At 34.3% G+C, this 22318-nt stretch carries 17 protein-coding genes and 1 riboswitch; of the genes, 5 read left to right on the top strand and 12 right to left on the bottom strand.

Annotated elements, in window-relative coordinates; all coding sequences use genetic code 11:
* Nucleotides 1–32: 32 nt before the first annotated feature.
* On the bottom strand, nucleotides 33–1223 hold the full coding sequence (locus DYH56_RS10045) for an NAD(P)-dependent malic enzyme (protein WP_114642736.1): 1191 nt from the start codon (nucleotides 1221–1223) through the stop codon (nucleotides 33–35).
* A 196-nt stretch (nucleotides 1224–1419) separates the two neighbouring features.
* On the opposite strand from DYH56_RS10045, the gene DYH56_RS10040 reads away from it, so the two are divergent.
* The gene (locus DYH56_RS10040; RefSeq protein WP_114642735.1) at nucleotides 1420–2058 is read left to right on the top strand and encodes a GntR family transcriptional regulator; all 639 of its coding nucleotides are present in this window, start codon (nucleotides 1420–1422) and stop codon (nucleotides 2056–2058) included.
* A 276-nt stretch (nucleotides 2059–2334) separates the two neighbouring features.
* On the opposite strand, the gene lipB is transcribed toward DYH56_RS10040, so the two are convergent.
* From lipB to arsB, 8 genes are all read right to left on the bottom strand, one after another.
* Nucleotides 2335–2985, bottom strand: coding sequence for a lipoyl(octanoyl) transferase LipB (gene lipB, locus DYH56_RS10035; protein ID WP_114642734.1), 651 nt, complete (start codon nucleotides 2983–2985; stop codon nucleotides 2335–2337).
* Nucleotides 2985–3122 carry a hypothetical protein gene (locus tag DYH56_RS15985; RefSeq protein WP_158539118.1) on the bottom strand — a complete coding sequence of 46 codons (138 nt, stop codon included), beginning with the start codon at nucleotides 3120–3122 and terminating at the stop codon, nucleotides 2985–2987. The genes lipB and DYH56_RS15985 overlap by 1 nt, the downstream gene beginning before the upstream one ends.
* A 344-nt stretch (nucleotides 3123–3466) precedes the next feature.
* Entirely contained in the window at nucleotides 3467–4915 is a 1449-nt protein-coding gene (gene gcvPB, locus DYH56_RS10030; protein WP_114642733.1) for an aminomethyl-transferring glycine dehydrogenase subunit GcvPB, read from the bottom strand.
* Nucleotides 4916–6250, bottom strand: coding sequence for an aminomethyl-transferring glycine dehydrogenase subunit GcvPA (gcvPA, locus tag DYH56_RS10025; protein WP_114642732.1), 1335 nt, complete (start codon nucleotides 6248–6250; stop codon nucleotides 4916–4918). It abuts the gene before it with no gap.
* The gene (gene gcvH, locus DYH56_RS10020; protein WP_114642731.1) at nucleotides 6250–6624 is read right to left on the bottom strand and encodes a glycine cleavage system protein GcvH; all 375 of its coding nucleotides are present in this window, start codon (nucleotides 6622–6624) and stop codon (nucleotides 6250–6252) included. Before gcvH ends, gcvPA begins: the two co-directional genes overlap by 1 nt.
* 27 nt (nucleotides 6625–6651) lie before the next feature.
* Complete coding sequence (gene gcvT, locus DYH56_RS10015; RefSeq protein ID WP_114642730.1) at nucleotides 6652–7752, bottom strand: glycine cleavage system aminomethyltransferase GcvT; 1101 nt, start codon at nucleotides 7750–7752, stop codon at nucleotides 6652–6654.
* 10 nt (nucleotides 7753–7762) lie between these two features.
* Nucleotides 7763–8623 carry a lipoyl synthase gene (gene lipA / locus DYH56_RS10010; RefSeq protein ID WP_114642729.1) on the bottom strand — a complete coding sequence of 287 codons (861 nt, stop codon included), beginning with the start codon at nucleotides 8621–8623 and terminating at the stop codon, nucleotides 7763–7765.
* Between the two features lie 333 nt (nucleotides 8624–8956).
* Complete coding sequence (arsB, locus tag DYH56_RS10005; RefSeq protein WP_114642728.1) at nucleotides 8957–10030, bottom strand: ACR3 family arsenite efflux transporter; 1074 nt, start codon at nucleotides 10028–10030, stop codon at nucleotides 8957–8959.
* Between the two features lie 221 nt (nucleotides 10031–10251).
* Nucleotides 10252–10350: riboswitch (purine riboswitch) on the top strand.
* Between the two features lie 52 nt (nucleotides 10351–10402).
* On the opposite strand from arsB, the gene ade reads away from it, so the two are divergent.
* Together ade and DYH56_RS09995 are read left to right on the top strand one after the other, a co-directional pair.
* Nucleotides 10403–12136: an adenine deaminase gene (ade, locus tag DYH56_RS10000; RefSeq protein ID WP_114642787.1), complete on the top strand. Its 1734-nt coding sequence runs from the start codon at nucleotides 10403–10405 to the stop codon at nucleotides 12134–12136.
* A 308-nt stretch (nucleotides 12137–12444) separates the two neighbouring features.
* Nucleotides 12445–14790 (top strand): aminotransferase class I/II-fold pyridoxal phosphate-dependent enzyme, encoded by a 2346-nt coding sequence (locus tag DYH56_RS09995; RefSeq protein WP_114642727.1) that lies wholly within the window; start codon nucleotides 12445–12447, stop codon nucleotides 14788–14790.
* A 151-nt stretch (nucleotides 14791–14941) separates the two neighbouring features.
* Here DYH56_RS09995 and DYH56_RS09990 read toward each other — a convergent pair whose 3' ends face one another.
* The 3 genes from DYH56_RS09990 to ltrA all read right to left on the bottom strand — a co-directional run bounded on the left by DYH56_RS09990 (nucleotide 14942) and on the right by ltrA (nucleotide 18874).
* A complete protein-coding gene (locus DYH56_RS09990; protein WP_114642726.1) occupies nucleotides 14942–15637 on the bottom strand; it encodes a flavin reductase family protein in 696 nt (231 codons plus the stop codon).
* 273 nt (nucleotides 15638–15910) lie between these two features.
* A complete protein-coding gene (locus DYH56_RS09985; RefSeq protein ID WP_114642725.1) occupies nucleotides 15911–16948 on the bottom strand; it encodes a M48 family metallopeptidase in 1038 nt (345 codons plus the stop codon).
* 249 nt (nucleotides 16949–17197) lie between these two features.
* Entirely contained in the window at nucleotides 17198–18874 is a 1677-nt protein-coding gene (ltrA, locus tag DYH56_RS09980) for a group II intron reverse transcriptase/maturase (RefSeq protein WP_114642724.1), read from the bottom strand.
* A gap of 1030 nt (nucleotides 18875–19904) precedes the next feature.
* Here ltrA and DYH56_RS09975 point away from each other — a divergent pair.
* Both DYH56_RS09975 and DYH56_RS09970 read left to right on the top strand, forming a co-directional pair.
* Entirely contained in the window at nucleotides 19905–20339 is a 435-nt protein-coding gene (locus DYH56_RS09975) for a hypothetical protein (protein ID WP_114642723.1), read from the top strand.
* Between the two features lie 517 nt (nucleotides 20340–20856).
* Nucleotides 20857–22017: a leucine-rich repeat domain-containing protein gene (locus DYH56_RS09970; protein WP_114642722.1), complete on the top strand. Its 1161-nt coding sequence runs from the start codon at nucleotides 20857–20859 to the stop codon at nucleotides 22015–22017.
* Nucleotides 22018–22318 lie beyond the last annotated feature (301 nt).

The raw sequence follows: 22318 nt of genomic DNA, 5'->3' as shown, positions 1-22318 counted from the left end.
TAGTATGACCCTACTAATAAGTTTTATTATATTTATTGTTTTCTTATTAAGTTATTCTCTATAGCTATCTTCTTAACAGTTTCAGCTACCACCGATGCTACTCTGTCATCAAATGGACTAGGAATGATATAGTCTGCTCTTAATTCCTCTTCCTTCAATACATTGGCAATACCGTATGCAGCTGCTATCTTCATCTCATCGTTGATTACCGTAGCTCCGGCTTCTAAAGCCCCTTTGAATAATCCCGGGAATGCCAATACATTGTTTACCTGGTTAGGGTAATCCGATCTACCTGTTCCTACCACTGCTGCTCCAGCTTCTAATGCATCTTCAGGCATGATCTCAGGTGTAGGGTTAGCCATAGCCAGGATAATAGGGTCTGCGTTCATAGATCTAACCATATCTTTAGTAACCATATCGGGTCCTGATACCCCTACAAATACATCTGTTCCCTTCATCATTCCGGCAACTGAATCTTCCTCTAAGTTTTCTGGAGTATCTATGATATTTTGATCCAATAATTCCTTTACTAAGAACCTGTATGAATCATATTTAGCCTGGGTTACAACACCCTTTGAGTTGTATGCATATAGACTCTTAACTCCTAATCCCTTAAGCATTCTGGCGATAGATGACCCGGCAGAACCGGTACCGATCATAGATACTCTTAAATCAGAGATATTCTTTCCTAATAATTTAGCCGAGTTTATTACTGCAGCTGTAGTAACTATCGCTGTACCATGCTGGTCATCATGGAATACAGGAATGTCTAACTCTTCAATTAACCTTCTTTCTATTTCAACGCATTTAGGAGCCGCTATATCTTCTAAGTTTATACCACCAAAAGAAGGTGCTAATAACTTGCAGGTTCTGATAATTTCTTCAGTATCTTTAGTATCTAAACAGATAGGGAAGGCGTCTACTCCGCCAAATTCTTTGAATAAGATTGCTTTTCCCTCCATTACAGGTAATGCTGCTTCGGGACCGATATCTCCTAATCCTAATACTGCTGTTCCATCTGTAATTATAGCTACCATGTTTCCCTTAGCTGTATACTTATAAACATCATTTTTATTCGCAGCAATCTTCTTACAGGGTTCTGCTACCCCTGGGGAATAAGCTAGACTTAAATCCTCCTTAGTTTTTACACTTACCTTTGAAATAACTTCAATCTTACCCTTGTTTTCAATATGTAACTTTAATGATTCCTCATATACTGACATAGTTGCTCTCCTTCATTCTTATTATTTTATTGATTTTATATAGCTCGTTTCAAACGAATTACAGACAAAATGATCTTTTGTCGTGATATACTCGTGTATACACAGATATACTACTATAAAAAATAATCTTTGTAAAGAGAAAATTTGACTTATAGTATTTAGACACGTATAATTATGTTCTGAAGGGGAGGATGACATGTCTAAATATATGAACTTAAAAGAAAAATCGTATGAAATTATTAAACACAATATAATAAATTTAATTTATAGACCTGGAGAATATCTAGAAGAAAAAAAATTGAGCAGTTCACTGGAAGTCAGCAGAACTCCCATGAGGGAAGCCTTGAGCCGTCTAGAAGACGAGGGGTGGGTAAACATATATCCAAGAAAAGGAATCTATGTGGCTAAAATAGATGAAACTTTAATAAATAACGTATTTGAGGCTAGAAAAACTCTAGAAATTTCATCTTTAAAACTCACTGCAGGCAGACTTCCTCAAATGAAATTAGAGCTTCTAAAGGAAAAGTTTGCTGATCTTACTGTGGATGATCCAAAAAAATTAGAGATTATAGATGATGAATTTCATAATATGATAATTAGTTTTTATGATAATTTTTTTCTAAAAAAAGCCACTGTAAATATTATGGAGCATGCAAAAAGAATTAAGATGTTTTCTTTAGATAGAAAAGTGAAAGAAGTAATTTTAAAATCTAAAGAAGAACATATAATTTTGATAGATCTTCTTTTAGAAGAAAAGATAGAAGAAGCAGAACAACTTCTCTATGAACATTTAGAAAGAGCACAAAGATACTATTTAAAAATACTGGTAGTATAGAAAGAGTATTTTTATTTTATTCATATATTAAAGATAAGCAGTATTATCTTGTACAAGCTCAGCAATAAATCAGAGGAAGAAAAAAATATGGAATTTTAGTTTCTCATATTATAGGCTCAAAAAAAGTGGCAACATCTCAGCTGTAATAATCATACAGCTGAGATGTTGCCACTTTTTTGTAATAAGAATAAAACTCTTGGGGGCCCTAAAATCCTTATTACGTTTTAGGAGAGTTATAACTTATACAACAATATATATTTTATCCTTTATTTATTTTTAATAATTTTTTAGTCGGACATTAAATATCTTAGAAAAGTTTAATTTGAAGAGATCAACTACATCTTCTCTTGTAATTTTTTTACCTTCGTTTAATATTGAAGTAACTCCTAAATCCCTTAGGCCGCAAGGATTGATATTATTAAAATAGTCTAGAACAATTTCATGATTTATTGCAATACCATGAAGTGTTCTCCATTTTTTCACTTCTACTCCTATGGCACAAATTTTCCCTTTTTTGGTGAAAATACCGACAATCCCTTCTTTTTTATGAACTTTTACTCCCAGTCCTTCCAATGTTAGAATTACAACATCTTCTAAAGATTCAATATACCATTTAATACTTTTTTTGAAATGAGATAAATTCAAGATAGGATAGATAACTATTTGACCGGGACCGTGAAAAGTTACCTTTCCACCCCTTCTAATATCAATAAGCTCAATTCCCTTCTCCACTCTTTCCTCTTTTGAGATAAAAACCTCACTATCTTCCCCTCTAATACCCTTAGTTATAGTGGGGTCAGGCTCAGTTATAATAAGGTATCCAAAATTTTCTTTATCAGAAATTAAGTTATCGAAAAATTTCATTTGTAAATTATAGGATTTTAAATATGGTGTCCTTCCTGTGTCTGTAACCCTTATATCCTTCATTATCTATTTATGGAAAATTCTGCTGCTAAGGCCTGAACTTCTTCCCTATAAATTTTCTTTTCTTTTCCTTCCATAACATCTGCAGCTATACTAGCAATCCTTTCCACATCGACATTCCTAAGACTGTTTTTAGACATCATAACCCCTCCAAATATTTATATCTAAAAATTAAAAGAGCTTTATTTTTTCTTTCTTTAACATCTCCTTTTATAAACTGGACTTTGATCTTATCGTTAAGTAAAAATTCTTCATCTTTTAAATCTTCAACATAATTTTTAACTTCTTCTACCTCATCCTGAGATAGATCAGCCTTTACTCCAAATGCCAGAGATAATGCCGCATTTCTATCTCATGTATCACACATTTTTGCATCCCTTTCAAGAAGAGATTCCAATATGTTATCTTCTATAGCTTTTTTAACCGATTTACCATTTAAAAAACCCATTCATTCTCCTCCTAATTATTATCTTCGAATTATATATTACCAAGAGTGAGTAACTACTATATCTCTTGCAGCTTTTCCTTCGTCAACTCTTTTTATCAATGTGTTTCCAGGAGCTGATAGAACAGCCTCAGGATTTTCCTCCATCTCTTTTCTTATATTAATCATAGTTTCTATAAATTCATCCATTGTTTCCTTACTCTCTGTTTCTGTAGGCTCTATCATCATAGCCCCTTTTATAATAAGAGGAAAATAGATTGTCGGTGGATGATACCCAAAGTCTAAAAGTCTTTTTGCAATATCAAGTGTAGTTATCTTTTCATGGGCTGGCTCTGTTAATATAAACTCATGTTTACATACTTTATCAACTGCCACAGGGTAATGCTCTTTTAATCTTGCCATCATATAGTTTGCATTAAGAACTGCCGTTTCACTTGCAGTTTCTAAACCGCTTCCACCCATTGTCAATATATATGCGTATGCTCTTAAAATAACACCATAATTCCCATAAAAACTACGAACCTTACCTATACTATCTGGTCTGTCATAATTAAGTCTATATTTATTATTCATTTTTTCTATAACAGGTACAGGCTGGAAATCGGCAAGTTTACTTTTAAACCCGATAGGTCCGGCTCCAGGCCCCCCTCCACCATGGGGGGTAGAAAAAGTCTTATGAAGATTAAAATGCATTACGTCAAACCCCATATCTCCAGGTCTTGCTTTACCCATTATTGCATTCATATTTGCCCCATCATAATATAGCAATCCTCCGGCTTCATGGATAAGTGTCGATATTTTTTCGATATTTTTTTCAAAAATTCCAAGGGTACTGGGATTGGTTAACATAAATCCTGCCAGTTCATCGTTTAGATGCTCCTTTAAAACTTCTATATCCACGTCACCCTCAGGGGTTGATTTGATCTCAATCACATTTAAACCTACAATTTGTACTGAAGACGGATTTGTTCCATGAGCGGAATCAGGTACGATTATATTTTTTCTTTTAAAGTCACCATTTTTTTCATGGTAAGCTTTTATCAACATAAGTCCTGCCATCTCTCCATGGGAACCTGCTGCTGGCTGGAGAGATACCTGATCCATTCCAGAAATTTCGGCTAAGTGTTCAGCTGCCTCATGCATCATCTCAAGAGCTCCCTGTACACTTTCTTCAGGTTGGTAAGGGTGAAGATTTACCATCTTAGGGTTTCTAGCAATCACTTCATTTATTTTGGGATTGTATTTCATTGTGCAGGATCCCAAAGGATAGAACCCTGTATCTAATCCAAAATTTTTATTAGATAAACGGGTATAGTGTCTTATTACTCCATTTTCACTCACTTCTGGTAATTTTACATCCCTTGTTTTTAATAGATTCTTTGGTATTATCAAGTCAAGAGGAGAATTATCTACCTCTAATTCTGGAAGGGCATAACCACACCTTCCCTTTTTAGAAATCTCAAATATAAGTTTATTATATTCTTTCATCTATATCTCACCCATCCTTTCAACAAAACTATCGATCTCTAATTTACTTCTTTTTTCAGTAATACAGACTAAAGATGTATTTTTTAATTCCGGGTATTCTTTTTCCAGAGGATACCCGCCTAAAATACCATCCTTTAACAGTTTTTCATTAATAATTTCAGGAGATTCTTCTCCCTCTATTACAAACTCTCTGAAAAAAGGCCTGTTAAATTTTAGTTTATATCTATCTGTTTCCACAATTTTTCTCAATGTATAATTAGCTTTTTTATAACACTGCTCAGCGACCTTTTCTAATCCCACCCTTCCTAAAAGGCTCATATGAATAGTGGCGGCTAAAGCATTTAATGCATGATTTGAACAGATATTAGAAGTAGCTTTATACCTTCTGATATGCTGTTCCCTTGCTTGAAGAGTCAGGACATAACACCTTTTCCCGTCTTGATCGACACTTTCCCCAACGATCCTTCCAGGCATCTTTCTAATAAGTTCTTTAGTTATTGTCATAAACCCCAGATAAGGCCCGCCATATGTAAGTCCGGTTCCAAAACTCTGGGCATCTCCAATAACAATATCTGCTCCAGATTCCCCAGGGGTCTTAAGTATTCCCATTGCTACAAGATCTGTGTAGACAATATACTTTGTTTTTTTATCTATAATATTTTCCCTAATTTCATCCAGATCTTCAATTATTCCAAAAAAATTAGGACTTTGTACCATTACTCCTGCTGTTTTATCTGAAATTTTATCTTTTAAATCTTTAATACAGGTCGCACCTTCATCCAGCTCTATCTCTACTACCTTTATATCTCTAAATTTGCAATATGTTTTCAGAACTTTTCTTGTTTCAGGGTTAACACTCTTTGAGACAACTATCTCTTGTCTCTTTGTAACGGTTGCCGCTACCATAGCGGCTTCAGCTGCTGCCGTGGCTCCGTCATACATAGAAGCATTGGATGCAAACATCCCAGTTAAGTCAGCTATCATAGTTTGATATTCAAATATACACTGTAATGTTCCCTGGCTGATTTCAGGTTGATATGGTGTATAAGCTGTATAAAATTCAGACCGGCTGATCAAATGATCAACTGCAGCAGGGATATAGTGATCGTATGCTCCCGCTCCCCTAAAACATATAAGATTAGATAAATTTTTATTACCTAATTCCTCAATTCTTTTTTTCAATTCTATTTCAGACATAGGTGCACCAATATTTAATGGTTGACTTTGTTTTAAATTTTTAGGGATATCATCAAAAAGTTCATCAACGCTGTTAATACCAATTACATCTAACATCTCTTTTCTATCTTCCTCCGTAGCAGGGATATATCTAAACATTAATTATCCTCCTCACATAATTCATTATATGCTGATAGATCTAATAATGAATCTAATTCTCCTTTATCCGAAAGTTCGATCTTTATAATCCAAGTTCCATATGGATCTTCATTTAATAAAGTAGGGTTATCTTCTAAATCCTCGTTAATTTCGATAATTTTTCCCGATACAGGCATATATGAATCTGAAGCTGCTTTTACAGACTCTATAACACCAAAAGCTTCTGCAGCTTCAAATTCATCATCAATTTCAGGCAGTTCCACATATACAATTTCTCCCAATGATTTTTGTGCATGATCAGTAATTCCTACAAGTGCTGTGTTCCCTTCTACCTTAATCCATTCATGTTCCTTTGAATAAAGTAAATTCTCCATTATTAATTCCTCCTCTGAGTTTTTTATTTATTTTTTATATTTTTTATCTAAAAACTTTTTACTAATTATTTGGGCATCTACAAGTTTTTTTCTGATTTCTATTTGAATATGTGTTCCTAACTTAGCATATTCTGTATCCATAAGAGCAAGGCCGATACTTTCTTTTTTTCCAGGAAGCTGATAGCCTGTTGTAACAGCTCCAATTTCTTTTCCATGGGCAACGACTTTGTATCCACCTCTGGCAATGCCTTTTCCAATTAATTTAAATCCTGCTGTTTTTCTTTTTAATCCTTCTTTTTTTTGTGCTACAAGGATATTCTTTCCTATAAAGTCTCCAGCCTCTAACTTTACAAAAAAACCAAGTCCCGATTCAAGGGGGGTAACATCTTCTCTTAATTCATTCCCATAGAGAGGCAGCCCTGCTTCAAACCTAAGTGTATCTCTGGCTCCGAGTCCTATAGGAGAAAGATCCTCTCCACCAACATTTAGCAGTTCTTCTACAATAGAAACAGCTGCGTTATTACTTAGATATATTTCAAACCCATCTTCTCCGGTATATCCGGTTCTTGAGACCAGGCATTCTACTCCAGATAATAGAACTTCAGAATTAAATGTAAAGAATTTTATCTCATTTAAGTCAATATCTGTAATCTTTTGAAGGATCTCCTGTGCTTTAGGTCCTTGAATTGCAATTTGTGAAACTTCTTCAGATATGTTTTTTGTTATAACATCAAAATCATGGGATTTTTCTTCTATCCATCTATAATCTTTTTCAATATTAGATGCATTTACTACCAATAATATCTTTTCATTGGAATACTTATAGACAAGCAGGTCATCGACAACACCGCCTTTTTCATTGCACATAAATGTATACATCACTTGATTATCATTCAGAGTACCTGCATCATTGGCAACTAAGTAATCTACAAATTTTAAAGATTCTAAACCTTCAACAGTAATTTCTCCCATATGAGATACATCAAAGAGACCGGCTCTTTCCCTAACGGCAAGATGCTCCTCTTTAATCCCTTGAAATTGAATAGGGAGTTCCCAACCTGCAAAGTCTATTAATTTACCACCTAGTTTTTTGTGCACTTCATTTAATGACGTTTTTTTCAATTCCATTTTACCCTCCTTAATCATTATATAGCTGCCAGGCTTTATAAGAACTTCTCACAAGAGGCCCTGAAGCTACATTTTCAAAACCCATTTCTTCAGCTTTTTGTTTGTACCATTCAAACTCTTCAGGAGTTACATATTCATATACCGGATAATGTTCTGCCGAAGGTCTTAAATACTGACCGATAGTTAAGAGATCACAGGAATGTTCCCTCAAATCTTTAAAAACTTCAATAACTTCTTCCCGAGTTTCCCCTAATCCTAACATTATCCCGGATTTTGTTTTAATTTTAGGAGCTGTTGTCTTTGCACTCTTTAAAATGTCTAAACTTCTATTATACTCAGCTTCAGGTCTTATGAGATCATATAACCTTGGAATTGTTTCGATATTATGATTTAATACTTCCGGCATTGCTTTTAAAACTATTTTTAAAGATTCTTCCCTCCCTTTTAAATCAGGAATTAATACTTCAATTCTGACATCCTTATCTATTTTTCTTATCTCCCTTATAACCTTCGCAAAGTGGCTGGCACCTCCATCAGCTAAATCATCCCGGGTTACCGATGTAACTACTACATAATTTAATTTAAGTTTTTTAACAGCTTCAGCTATATGTTTTGGTTCATCACTATCCAAGTCCTTAGGTGAACCATCTTTTACATTACAAAATTTACACTTTCTTGTACATACCCCTCCCATTATCAAAAAGGTCGCAGTTCCACTGGAGTAACACTCTGCTCTATTAGGGCAATTAGCTTCTTTACATACAGTTTTTAAATTCAACTCCTTTAACATACTTTCTATATTTTGAAAACCTTTAACACTTCCTAAGTTTATTTTTAGCCATTCTGGTTTTGCTACTCTATTATTATTCATAAATATCATCTACTCCTATATTCATAATATTATTCACTATACCTTCTATATCCCATATCACCTTTATTTAAGTGTATTTCTATATTACAGCAAAGTAAATAATTAATATTTTTTTCACTCCATAATGAAACAGCACAGACTAAAAAAGAATAGAAACATTGTTATGCTCTACCTTAAAAAATTATATATAAATTTGGTATTGTTGTTTTTTTCACAGTGAAATTCATCATTTAGAGTAATTTTGAAAAAAATAAAAAGTGGGTGACTCAAGCAGAAAATCTACTTATATCTATCGGATATCACTTAGGTGGAAAAAGTTTAAAATTTATTATACTAAATCTGTTTTTTCGAGATATCTTCAGGAAACCATCCTTTTGTATAGTTAGCTATTTTTACCAGGGTCAGCATTACAGGAACCTCTACAAGTACCCCTACAATAGTAGCTAACACTACCGGCGATGACGCCCCAAATAACGATATAGCTACTGCAACCGAAAGCTCAAAGAAATTAGAGGCTCCAATCATTGCGGCAGGAGCTGCAATTTCATGGCTCAGCCTTACCTTTTTGCTGGTAAAATATGCAATAAAAAAAATAAAAAAGGTCTGAATACTCAAAGGAATGGCAATCAATATAATATGCAGGGGATTATTGAGAATGACTTCTCCCTGAAAAGAGAAAATAATTATCAAAGTCAGCAGTAACCCTCCAATTGTAAGATCGTTGAATTTGGGAATAAACTCCCGGTTAAAATATTCTATACCTTTTTTCTTTATAACATTCACCCTTGTCAGTACTCCTCCGACTAAAGGAATCACTACAAAAAGTAAGACAGACAGAAAAAGGGTAGCCCAGGGAATTACTATACCTCCAATACCAAGCAAAAAGGCAACAATGGGAGGGAAGGCTATTAAAATAATCAGATCATTTGTTGCTACCTGGACAACGGTATAAGCAGGATTTCCCTTGGTCAGATAGCTCCAGACAAACACCATAGCAGTACAGGGAGCCGCACCTAAAAGAATTGCTCCTGCCAGATAATCTTTGGCAAGTTCTGTTGAAATTAGTGACTTGAAAACCACGAACAAGAAAAAGTGTGCTATAGCATACATTGTAAAAGGTTTAATCAGCCAATTTGTAACCCAGGTAACATACAGTCCTTTGGGATTTTTACCGACATTTTTAACACTGGTAAAATCAACTTTCATCATCATTGGATAGATCATGAGCCAGATAAGGACTGCTATCGGTATGGAAACTTTGGCATATTCAAATTTTCCCAAAAATTCAGGGATGCCGGGCAAAAATTTACCTATCAGTACACCAGTAACCATACAGAGTATGACCCACAGGCTCAGATATTTTTCAAAAAATCCTATACCTGATTTTTTTTCATCGGTATTCTTCATAACCTTATTCCCCCCTTTGATCCTTCCATAGCCTTTCTTATGCTGGTTTCCAGTTTCTTTTATTTTTTCATCCCTTACCTACCATTTTTAATCGGCCTTGTCTTTTTACTTTAAATAGACGTATTTTCCTTTTTCTTTTGTCTTTATTCTGCAATATTACCGGCATCAATTGCCTCAAAGGTAATTAAAATTATAGTTGACAAGATTTAAAATAAAATATATAGTATACAAAATAAAATAATCGTATAACCCCGATAATTTGGTTCGGGGGTTTCTACGGGAAACCTTAATTTCTCATTACAAAATGAATGCTATACAGCATTTCATTTTTGTGGTGGGATTTTTTTATTTAACTATAAACGGAGGGAAAAAATGAATGACAAAATAAAGCATTTAATTGATGTAGCAGCAAAACGAAAAAAAGCAGAACTTGTGCTGAAGAATTGCCGGATTATTGATGTATTTTCAAGCGAGATAATAGAAGGTGATCTGGCAATTGATTCGGGGAAAATAATAGGGATTGGAGATTATTGCGGTTTACACGAAATCGATCTAAATGGTAAATATTTATCTCCGGGACTTATAGACAGCCATGTTCATATGGAAAGTTCTATGATTTCACCCGGTCAGTTTGCACGGGCAGTGGTCCCCAAAGGAACAACAAGTGTAATTACAGATCCCCATGAAATAGCCAATGTGTGTGGTCTGGAAGGTATTAAATTTATGATTAAATCCAGTGAAGATCTCCCCCTCAATGTTTATTATATGCTCCCTTCATGTGTCCCTGCAACACCATTTGAAAATTCAGGAGCAATACTGGAAGCTGGAGAATTAAAGGAGTTAATTGGTAATCCTATGGTCTTAGGCCTGGGAGAAATGATGAATTATCCAGGGGTAATACAGGGAGACAGTAAAATAGTAGACAAATTAAAATTAGCTCAGGATAATAATAAAATAATAGATGGTCATTCACCTGATATCAGCGGTGAAGAGCTGAATGCATATATAATAGGGGGAATAAAAACGGATCACGAGTGTTCTACTGTAGATGAGATGCAGGACAGGTTAAGAAAAGGGATCTATATTTCCATAAGGGAGGGGAGTGCAGCCAAAAATTTAGAAGCTTTAATAGGAGGAATAACTCCAGAAAATGAAAGGAGATGTTTGTTCTGCACAGATGACAGGCATCCAGAGGATATAATAGAAAGCGGGCATATTGACAATAATATAAGAACTGCTATAAAAAAAGGGATAGACCCCATAACAGCAATTAAAATGGCGACTATCAATGTCTGCGAATGTTATGGGATAAAAAACTTAGGAGCAATCGCTCCCGGATATGATGCAGACTTAATAGTTGTAGATTCTTTAGAAGATTTTAATGTATTGGAAGTTATAAAAAATGGAAAATTTGCTGCGAAGGATGGTGAAGCACTCTTCCAGGTAAAAAAAGAGGATATTACAAAGGTGAGCGGCACTGTGAATTTTAAAAAAATTCACGAAAAAGATCTAAAGATCAAACTAACAAGTAATCGTGCAAATGTCATGAGGTTACTGCCCCATAGTCTTTTAACTGAAAAAGTAATCCGTGAAGTGGAAGTAGATGATAAGGGATATTTCAAGTTTAACAGTGATAAAGATCTTCTAAAACTAGCAGTAATTGAAAGACATAATGCCACGGGAAATATAGGGTTCAGCCTGGTAGAAAACTTTAACCTTAAAGGGGGAGCCATAGCTTCTACTGTTTCAAATGATTCCCATAATATTTTAGTCATAGGAGATAATGATCATGATATGCATGCAGCTGTAGAGGAGATTGGAAAAATACAGGGAGGAGTGGTCATAGTGTCTAAGGGTAAGGTATTGAAAAAACTGGAATTACCAATAGCAGGATTGATGTCGGATAAGCCCATTGAGGCAGTAAAAGAAATTCTAGAGGAAATGCTTAAAACAGCTTATGATAGGTTGGGCGTAAATAGAGACCTGGATCCATTTATGACTTTAGCATTTTTAGCCTTACCTGTTATTCCAGAAATAAAAGTTACAGATAAGGGTTTATTTGATGTTGTTAATTTTAAATTTATAGATATAAGTGTTAATGATTAAAAGGATTGATAAAATACAACCGAACACAAAGTAGTATTATGTCACCTTCAAATTGTTATATTTAAATTCTTTTGGCCGCATGATATTTCTTCTGGTTTTTTAGGGTATTTTATCACCTTTAAATTATTAAACCAGAACCATTGATGCAGCAGAACCAGAAATTATGTCATTTTTTATTAAAAGTCAGTATTTTTTTAAAGGATATATATAATAGATGGTATATATATATACAAAAGAGATATCTTTTTTATGAAAAACAAGATACAATTCCCTGCTAGTATAATTTTTTTAAAAGGAAGTGATATAATTTGTATAAATTAAACCAAAAAGAAACCCCTATATTTAGTGTGTTAAAGGATGTATACGCAGCAAGAGAGGTAATCCCCTTTCATGTACCTGGACATAAACAGGGTGCAGGCGTAGAAAAAGAGTTTTATGATTTTATGGGACCTAACCCATTTAAAATCGATGTTACTATATTTGAAATGGTGGACGGATTACACAATCCCAAGACCCATATAAAAAGAGCATTGGAACTGGCAGCAGATGCCTATGGTGCAAGGGAAAGTTTTTTTTGTATTAACGGCACATCTGGAGCTATTCAGGCTATGATAATGTCTGCTGTAAAGGCCGGGGATAAGATCCTAGTTCCTAGAAATACTCATAAATCAGTAAATGCTGGTGTTATCCTGAGTGGTGCTCAACCTGTATATATGGATCCTGAAATAGACCATGAAAATGGAATAGCTCATGGAGTAGCACCTGAGACTGTAGAAAGAACTCTCAGAGAAAATCCTGATGCTTCAGCTGTCCTCATAATAAATCCAACCTACTATGGAGTGGCTACAGACCTTAAAAAAATTGTGGAGATAGTTCATGAATATGATATCCCTCTTCTTGTAGATGAGGCTCACGGTCCCCACTTGAGATTTTCAGAGGAACTTCCTCTCTCTGCTATGGAAGCCGGTGCAGATGCCTGTGCTCAGAGTACCCACAAGATAATAGGAGCTATGACTCAAGGATCTATTCTTCATGTACAGGGGGATAGAATCAGTTATGGAAAGATGAGACAAGTATTAAGTCTTTTACAGACTACATCACCATCTTACATCTTATTAGCTTCTTTAGACTGTGCGAGAAAACAAATTGCATTGGATGGAGCAGATCTTATCAAAAAATCCATTGAAAGAGCAGATATTCTAAGAGAAGAGATAAATAAGATCGACGGATTTAAATGTTTTGGCAGAGAAGTTCTTGACGGTATGGGAAAATATTCTTTTGATCCCACTAAAATAGCCATCAGTGCCAGAGACCTGGGCCTTACCGGATATCAATTAGAAAGAATATTTGTGGATAAATACAATATCCAGCCTGAACTTTCTGACTTTTATAATGTACTCTTAGTTACTACTTTTGGAGATACCCTTAAAAGTCATGAGAGTGTTATCGCTGCAGTAAAAGAGATCTCAAATGAAACAAAGCATGAAGGAGAGATTCCTACTTTTAAAGATATTCCAAATGTCCCAGAGATGGAACAAAACCCTAGAGAAGCATTCTTCAGTGAAAAAACCAGAACACGTTTAGAAGAAGCTGTAGGAGCTATAAGTGGTGAATTTATCATGGCATATCCTCCTGGAATACCAATTCTCTGCCCTGGTGAGAGAATCACAGAAGAAATAATTGATTATGTTGAAGATCTTAAGAAAGCTGGGCTCAGTGTCCAAGGTCTAGAAGATGTAAATCTTGAAAATATAAATATAATACAGGAGATTGACGCTGTTTATCTTTTCGTAGAAAAAGTTCAAAACTTTATTCTTGGAGTTCCTTTTAATTTAGGAGCAGCAGTAACAGGAACTGAATTTGCTATAGACTATCTTTTCGGTGAATATCCTGAACTTAAAAACGTCATAGAATTAATTGAACCTGTACGTGAAGATGAAAATCTATTCGATAAAAGACTTAAATTTGTAAACTCAGTTATATCTACATCAAAAGTTCTTGCAGAAAGAACAAGGGAATTAGTTACATCCGGATACAGGCCAATCGTGGTAGGAGGAGATCACTCTATCTCACTGGGTAGTATCTCAGGGTTATTGGCAGAAAAAAGGGATGCCGGTGTTATCTGGATAGATGCTCATGCAGATATGAATACTGCTGATACAAGTCCTTCAGGTAATATCCACGGGATGGTCCTTGCCGCTCTTATGGGCCATGGAGATGCAAAGCTAACTAGATTGAATAAGGGTAATTTCCTTGATCCAAAAAAAGTTTTATTGTTTGGTGCTAGAGATTTAGATCCTGGAGAATTAAATTTTATAGAAAAATATGGTGTTAATTTAATAACACATGATGAGGTCCTTGAGATGGGATTAGTAGCTGCCTTGGAAAAAGCAAAGGAAATGCTCCAGGTTGAAGAACTTCATATCAGTTTTGATTTAGATTCTGTAGATCCAAATTTTGCCCCTGGAGTGAGTGTTCCAGTTAACGATGGTTTTGAAAAAGAAGAGATACTTGAAATTTTCTCTATTCTCTTTGAAAACTACAAGATTACTTCTGTTGATATAGTGGAATTAAATCCTCTTACAGATAAAGATGGCAAGAGTGTAGACTTTGTAAAAGAACTTATTGATTTTTTAGATGGAGTGGGAAGGTAATATCGTCTTTCATGAATAACTTTAAAGGTAAAGACAGGCACTTTCTATGGGACTTGAATCCATAAATTAAATAAAAGAACCAGAAAATAATCTGGTTCTTTTTTTATTGTGTTTATAAAAAAATTCTAATTAATTTAATATTAATGAACTATTATTTTTTATTTTTCTTTTTTCCTGATTTTAAAGATTTCTTTGCTTTTTTAGATGGCTTCTTTTTCTCTGATTTGCCCCTTTGGGATTCAGATTTCTTTTCAACATTGGAAATATTTTTTATCTCTGGTTTATTCTTGGCTACTGAAAATCCGAACTTACCGATGGCATCTTTAGCCATGGGATAGTATTCTCCGTGACAGTAATTTATCAGATTTCCCTTCTCTAAACAGAGTTTTCCATTTTCATCTAAAAGTTTGGAATCTATATGGGATCCCATAACCTCTGCGATAAAAAGATCGTGGGTTCCGAGAGGAACGATACTCTTCACCTTACATTCAATACTGACAGGACATTCATCGATATAAGGAACATCTATATGCGTCCCTTCCACCATGGTAAAGCCCATTTCTTTTATCTTATCCAGTTGTCTTCCCGACCGCACACCACAATAATCGGTTTCCTTTGTAAGTCTTCTATGGGGAAGGTTTATTGTAAACTGCATCGTTTCTTTTATATACTCGTATGAGAGTCTTTCGGGTCTTATGGAAATAGATAGCATGGGAGGCGTGGTACAGACTGTCCCAGCCCAGGCCACAGTAAATACGTTATCCTTTCCTTCACTGCTTCTTGAGGTAACCATTACCACTGGTACCGGATTTAAGATTACACTGCCTTTAAATTTTGTTTTCTTCATAAAACCACTCCTTAGATCTTTAGATTGTACTTTTATTATATCATTAAATAGAACTTCTAAAATAGTTTTATTTTAAAAAAAAAAATAAAACTATTCCTAACTTTTATGATCCTAGATTGTCAAATTAAAAGGATAAATAGATTTAGTTTATGTAATTTTAGAAATGACATTATGGTCTTATGTCAATATAGTGGACAACTTTTCTTCGTATTTTTTTTTTTCAAAATTTAAAGGAATCATTGTAAACTTATTATTGCTAGTCTTCAAAGGAATTTATGGGAGATCCCTGGGATCCATATGTTTCATCTTTTCCCTAAACTCTTTCTGCCTGGCAAGGAGGATAAGGCTTTTGATCCGATTATTCATAAAGGGATGCGTACTGAACACCTCCATGCTGAGAGTCCCTGAATCCCCATCCAGCTGTGCCAAAAATTCCTCTACATCAACTGAATCGTCCAAACCCCACGCTAGTTTTAGCAGGGAAGAGGTCAGGGGAATTAGATCCCCCCTGCTGGCTATAAGGGCCACTGAATCGGCAGAGTATTCACATGAGCGGCTCCACTTATAGAAGAAGAGTCGGCCCAGTCCAAACTGAGTACTCATTAAACCGATAATCCGCACGTGTCCGAATAAGATGTGTCCCATTTCATGCCCGATTACCGCCTTTATCTCGGTTTTGGAAAGCTTCTCCACCAGGCTGGATGTAAGAACCACAGTATAGGGTTCGCCATAACCAAAGGTATAGGCATTCATTACCGGGTTTTGGTTTATAAAGAGATCTATTTTCACAGGGGGAAGGAGTTTCTGAACTTCTTCAAGTGCCTCATAGAGGTCTGGGCGCTGATGGGGGCCGATCTGAACAGCATTGGCAAGGATCTCCTTCCGCTTCAGGTTTGATGTTATATAACCCATTCCAAAGATGAGCAGAAAAAGGACTCCTGCTAAGTATCCCCCCAAAAGGAGGATGACTACAGCAAAGATAAATCCCAGAGCGAGATCACGGTTCTCGGTTTTACAGCGGTAGTCTTCCAAGTTGATGGATCTGGCTGAGGGAAAAAGACCGGTCAGTGCCAATTTATGTTCCCGTACCACAGTTTCTGGGCACATTTCAACAAAGAGTATGGTGGTAACTGTCAGGAGGAGCAGGTCATCTAAAAGTCCCAGGAGAGGCAGGAAGTCATCAGGCGGAAATGGTAAAAAAACATAAGCAAGTGGAATGAAAACTAAAAACACCTTCAGCCACTTATTTACTCTGCGATCCTCTACCAGTCTCCAGGTAAGCCGGAAATGATTTAATATCTTGACAATCATAGTTCTCCTCCTTTCTTGTGCAGGAAATTAATCCAAATTTTATTCTTTTACAAAGAGTTTTAAAAAAAACTCCTAAAAATTAAAACTTTATTTCTATTATTAGACCTCTTACGGTATTTATTTATTTATTTATTTATGACTGTCCTCCTCATTTTATTATGCATAGGTAAGACTTTGATATTATCTCCATCTTTTCCCCACATCCGCACCGTACGTGAAAGTTTCCCCTCATACGGCGGTCCATCAAAATTATATTAATTTAATTTGTTTACAATTTAGAATTTCTTTTCTAAGATTATCAAATTTAGGATTACTAAAACTAGGGTTCTTTTTATGCAGTTCAATATGGATTTCTTTTTTGAGAATAACTAAATTCTCAAGGTTGTCTTTTCCTCCATATTCTCTTGGGATAATGTGATGTACAGCAAATTCGTTGAATTTTACGTATTCTCCCGTTACATAGCAGATACAATTTACTTGTTGATATGCTCTTATTCTTTGTAATTGCCATTCTATATCATTAGCATGATTTTCCCCAAGTGGTATATTTTTGTATAGTTTTTCAATTTGGTTAAATTTATCTTGCTTAATGGTAGGATTTTTAGGTGTTTTCTTTGAAAACATCATTGGATTTCTACACCTTCTTGCTTGTATAGTGAAAAGAGTTATACCTTTTATACTCCAAGTTTTATAATTGTATCCACGGAACCTTTTGCGGTATCTCTCATCCTTATAATTTCTCCTAGCTATATCTTTTAGTCTGTTATATATTACTTTATCAGTATTATATCCAATCGTTGATAGACTAATAGTTATATTGGTAGCAATTTGGTAATAATTTTGAATACCTCTTACTTGACTGTTATATAACAAAATATATTTAATACTTTGTTTTTTATGAATTTCTTTGATAGTTTTTTTAAGCTTTGTAGTACAGCTTTTAATAGCACTATCTTTTATCCAAGTTTGAGCTACTCGTTTTCCATTCTTACCTTTCAAGACGGTTTTTATTGCAAATCCTAGAAATTCAGATTTCTGTTTTCTTAAATTTACAATTTTAGATTTCTTTTTAGATATATCAAGTTTTAGTCTATTCTTTAGAAAAAGTTTGGTGATTCTAAACATTCTTTCAGCACTTCCTCTATCTCTACACATTAATTTAAAGTCGTCTGCATACCTGATTAAGAAAACTTCTGTTAAGTTTGTCTTTTTTATTGCAGGGTATTTATTGCTATCTGGCTTATATGTGTGGTCAGTTTTAAAAGTTTGCCATTGATTGCTTATCCACCAATCTAATTCGTTTAAGCATATGTTAGATAAAAGGGGACTAAGTATTCCTCCTTGTGGAGTTCCTTTATTGGGTATTTCTACCTCTCCATTCTTTTGATGTATAGGAGCTTTTAACATTGCTTTGATTATACTAAGAACTTTCTTATCTGTTATCCCAATGGTTATGCATTGTTTTATTAGTTTATTATGGTTAATATTGTCAAAGAAACCTTTAATATCAATATCTACACAGAAGTGTAGTTTACTGACATTTATTAGAATATTATTCCATGCAATTGCATGTTCAGCTCTTCTGTTAGGTCTAAAGCCATACGAATGTTGGTTAAATTTTTCTTCACATATAGGCTCAAGAATATTCTTGAACATCATTTGTATTACTTTATCTTCGATTGTTGGTATTCCTAAGGGTCTAGTTTTGCCATCACCTTTTGGAATATCCACTCTTCTAACCCCATTGGGTATGAAATTTTCCAGTCTATCAAGGATAGTTTGGTATGGGTTCTGGGTTTCGATAAATTCATCAATAGAGATGTTATCTATTCCAGTTGCCTTCTTACCATTTTCTTTTATATTTTTTATTGCTACTTCAAAGTTTTCCTTTTTGATTATTTCTGAAAAGATACTTTTCTTATTCATTTGACTCACCTACTTAAATTTGGTTAGACAAAATTATTATCTCGGTTTACCACCATTCAAAAATTCAATTGTAATTGTATTAATTTATATATAATTTTTGACTTGGGACTATCCCTCCACCGTTTATTATCACGGTTTCATAGGTACTGTATCCCTACTTTCACAAAGATAAAAGAATTTCGATATTTTATTATATCTTATATCCACCACTCCAGCTTTAACTGTTTAAAGTAAGTGTTCTTTGCTTTCCACGTTCCATAAATCCTATCTTTACATATCCAACTTAGATGATTGCTATGAGCCTGTATGCTTTATTAATGCCTATAACACTAAAAGGTTTTTCATAGGGCAGATTCTTACTAAACCTCACATACTTTCCTTTTTAGGAATCCGTACATTACTCTATACGTTCGGTTTTTAGACCCGTAAATTCGCAATTTCGTCAGTGATTTTATCACATTCTCATCATATTAGCTTTATAGACCCCCAGTCTATCGGTAACCTAGTTTCCATTGAAACTACCTTTCCTAAGGTAAAACCTTAGGGCTACTTCTTAACTGACTTCAACGAGCTTTATACCCCTATATATTAAAGTATATAGATGCATATCGTAGTATTAGGGTAAGAGTTTCAAGACGTTACGCCATCATTCCTCTTATCGGACTTACAGTTGTTGTCTTTATTTTTATTACTTAAAGACCCTTACAACTTTTCATTGTAAAACGTGTCGCACCTCCCCAACAATATCATTCATTTCACTTATTATTATTTTACATACTTTAATAATTTCCTCTAAATTAAATATCTCATTTTTCTATATTTTAGATATTTGTATGGTCGGTCATTTTGTCAAACGGCTCACCTATTTTCTTTAAGCAATTTTGGCTCTGTGTTAACCGTGGAGGAATTAATAACTTCTTAGCATAATTACAATACTGCCACAATAATTATCTCTTTTAATTTTTTTGACAAGCCTAAAAACAAAAGTATAATACATATATAAATAATAATAAAAATGGAGGCGATTAAGGTGAAAAAGAAAATAATTATAGGTTTATTATTTATAACAGCTATGACTTTTGGACATTATGGATCTTATAGTGATGAATTTGTCACGGGTAAAGGATATGGTTCCGTGGAAATGATGGATAGTGGGCATGGTTTCGGAGGAATGATGGGTAGAGGATATAATTTCGAAAGAAGAATGGAAATAATGCTGAATGAAAATAATCTGAGTGAAAAGCAGCGTGCAGAGATATTTACAATGATCCAGAGAAGAAGAAATTCAACTTATAAAAACAGCTTAGAAATTAGAGAAAAAGAGTTGGCATTAGAGAAAAAACTAGCTGTAGATAAGGTGGATTGGATAGCAGTTGAAAAATTAAATAAAGAAATTTCAGATTTTAGAGCTAAGGAAAGGTTAGAGGAAATGAAATTTATAAAAGAGATAGAGGATAAATATTAGGTTAAGATGGAATATGGGGTGGGGAAGAATTTATAGGAGTTTTTTCTGGAGTAGAATTCAACAGACAATAAATTAATTTACAAAAAATAAAAAAACAGAATATTTATGATTCTGTTTTTTTTTATTCGGCCAAACCTTTTTGTTGTAGCAGTTATTAACTACTAGGTTTTTATTATTAAAGAAAGAAGTAATTTTTTCATTCGATTATTTCGACGTCTATTATTAAAAAAAAGTTTATTTTTTTTTATAATATTTTTCAATATTAGATTTTGATGGATTTAAAACTTTCGAAATTATATTAATTTTGCTAATCTTTTGAACGAATACTGCTTTTAATTTTTTTATAATTGCTGCACCAGAACCATATATTTATCCAAGTAATTAGAGTTTGTATGATAAATAATAACATTTCTTATGAACAATTTACTAACTTTAGAAGAGGAATTAAAAAAAAGTGATTGTATATTATAAGAGTAAATATTTTTTGTATCTTGACGTATCAATAGGAGGGATTAAAATGAGTTTATCGATATCAAAAGTAGTAGAAATTAAGTGGACAGCCCTAATGATAGATGACGAAAGCCTCAGGGATTTAATCTGGGAGACATTGAAGGCAGCGGCAGCTGAGGAAGGTGTCACTCTCTCATCTAACCCTTACAGATTATTCACACATGAGCTGATGCTGATAACAAAATTGACAGCCATCAATAAAGGAATTAAAAAACTGAACTGGATAGATCATCTGGTGAATCTCACAGAACTTAATCTCAGTCAAAACCAGATAGCAAGCCTTGATGGGGTCAAGTTTCCCGACAGCCTTACAACTCTTGATCTTAATAACAACCAGATAGGGAACCTGGAGGGAGTGAAGTTCCCCAATAGCCTGACAGAACTTAATCTCAAGCATAACCAGATAGGGAGCCTTGATGGGATAAAGTTCCCTGATAGCCTTACAACTCTAGATCTTAACAACAATCAGATAGCGAACCTGGATGGAATGAAGTTCCCCCATAGCCTTACAACTCTCCATCTTAATAATAACCATATAACAAGTCTGGAGGGGCTGGACTTCACCGGTTTCGATAATCTGACAGCTCTTGGTCTTAATAACAATCAGATAGTGAGTCTGGAGAGGGTGAAATTCCCTCATAGCCTTACAACTCTCCATCTTTTCAGCAACCAGATAACCAGCCTGGAGGGGCTGGACTTCACCGGCCTCCATAGCCTGACAGCCCTCGGTCTTAATAACAATCAGATAAGGAGCCTGGAAGGGGTAAAGTTCCCCCATAGCCTTACAACTCTCCATCTTTTCAGCAACCAGATAACCAGCTTGAAGGAAGTGGAGTTTCCCCATAACCTGCAGAGTCTTGATCTTCTCAGCAACCAGATAAAGAATTTAGAGGGAATTAAGTTCCCTGATAACCTGCAGAATCTCGATCTTCTCAGCAACCAGATAACCAGCTTGGAAGGGGTGAAGTTCCCTGATAACCTACAGAATCTCGATCTTTCCAACAACCAGATAGATACAATTGCTGGGTTTGAAAAAGCATTTTCTAAACTTAATAAATTTTTTCGGATTTGTATGAATAGCAACCCTATCACAGGGACTGTAGAATACCTTAGGGTAACGGCTAAGATAGAGGCAGATAATCCGCACATCAATTTTACTCCTAGGTAGATTAAAAGGTTCAGCAGATTTATATAATGATAATTGGAAGTTATGGTAAAGGTATAGATGATGGAGCAGAAAAATTAGATTTTAATTCATATAAACACTTTAAAAAAGACTAAGTTTTATATTTTTAGTCTTTTTTTTAATAATGTTATTTAAAAAATAAAAATATTGTAAAAATAAAAAAACAAAACTCATTTTAAATTAACTTTTAATTAAATTTAACTTAAGAATTAGATAAAAAACAAAATAATAATATTTGAAATTAGTTGTTATCTGTTTCACTTAATCAAAAAAAATCTACAAG

The sequence above is a fragment of the Psychrilyobacter piezotolerans genome (assembly GCF_003391055.1).
In the GTDB taxonomy this organism is placed as follows: domain Bacteria; phylum Fusobacteriota; class Fusobacteriia; order Fusobacteriales; family Fusobacteriaceae; genus Psychrilyobacter; species Psychrilyobacter piezotolerans.
Note: the sequence above shows the minus strand (reverse complement) of the source record. Positions and strands in the feature narration are given on the sequence as shown.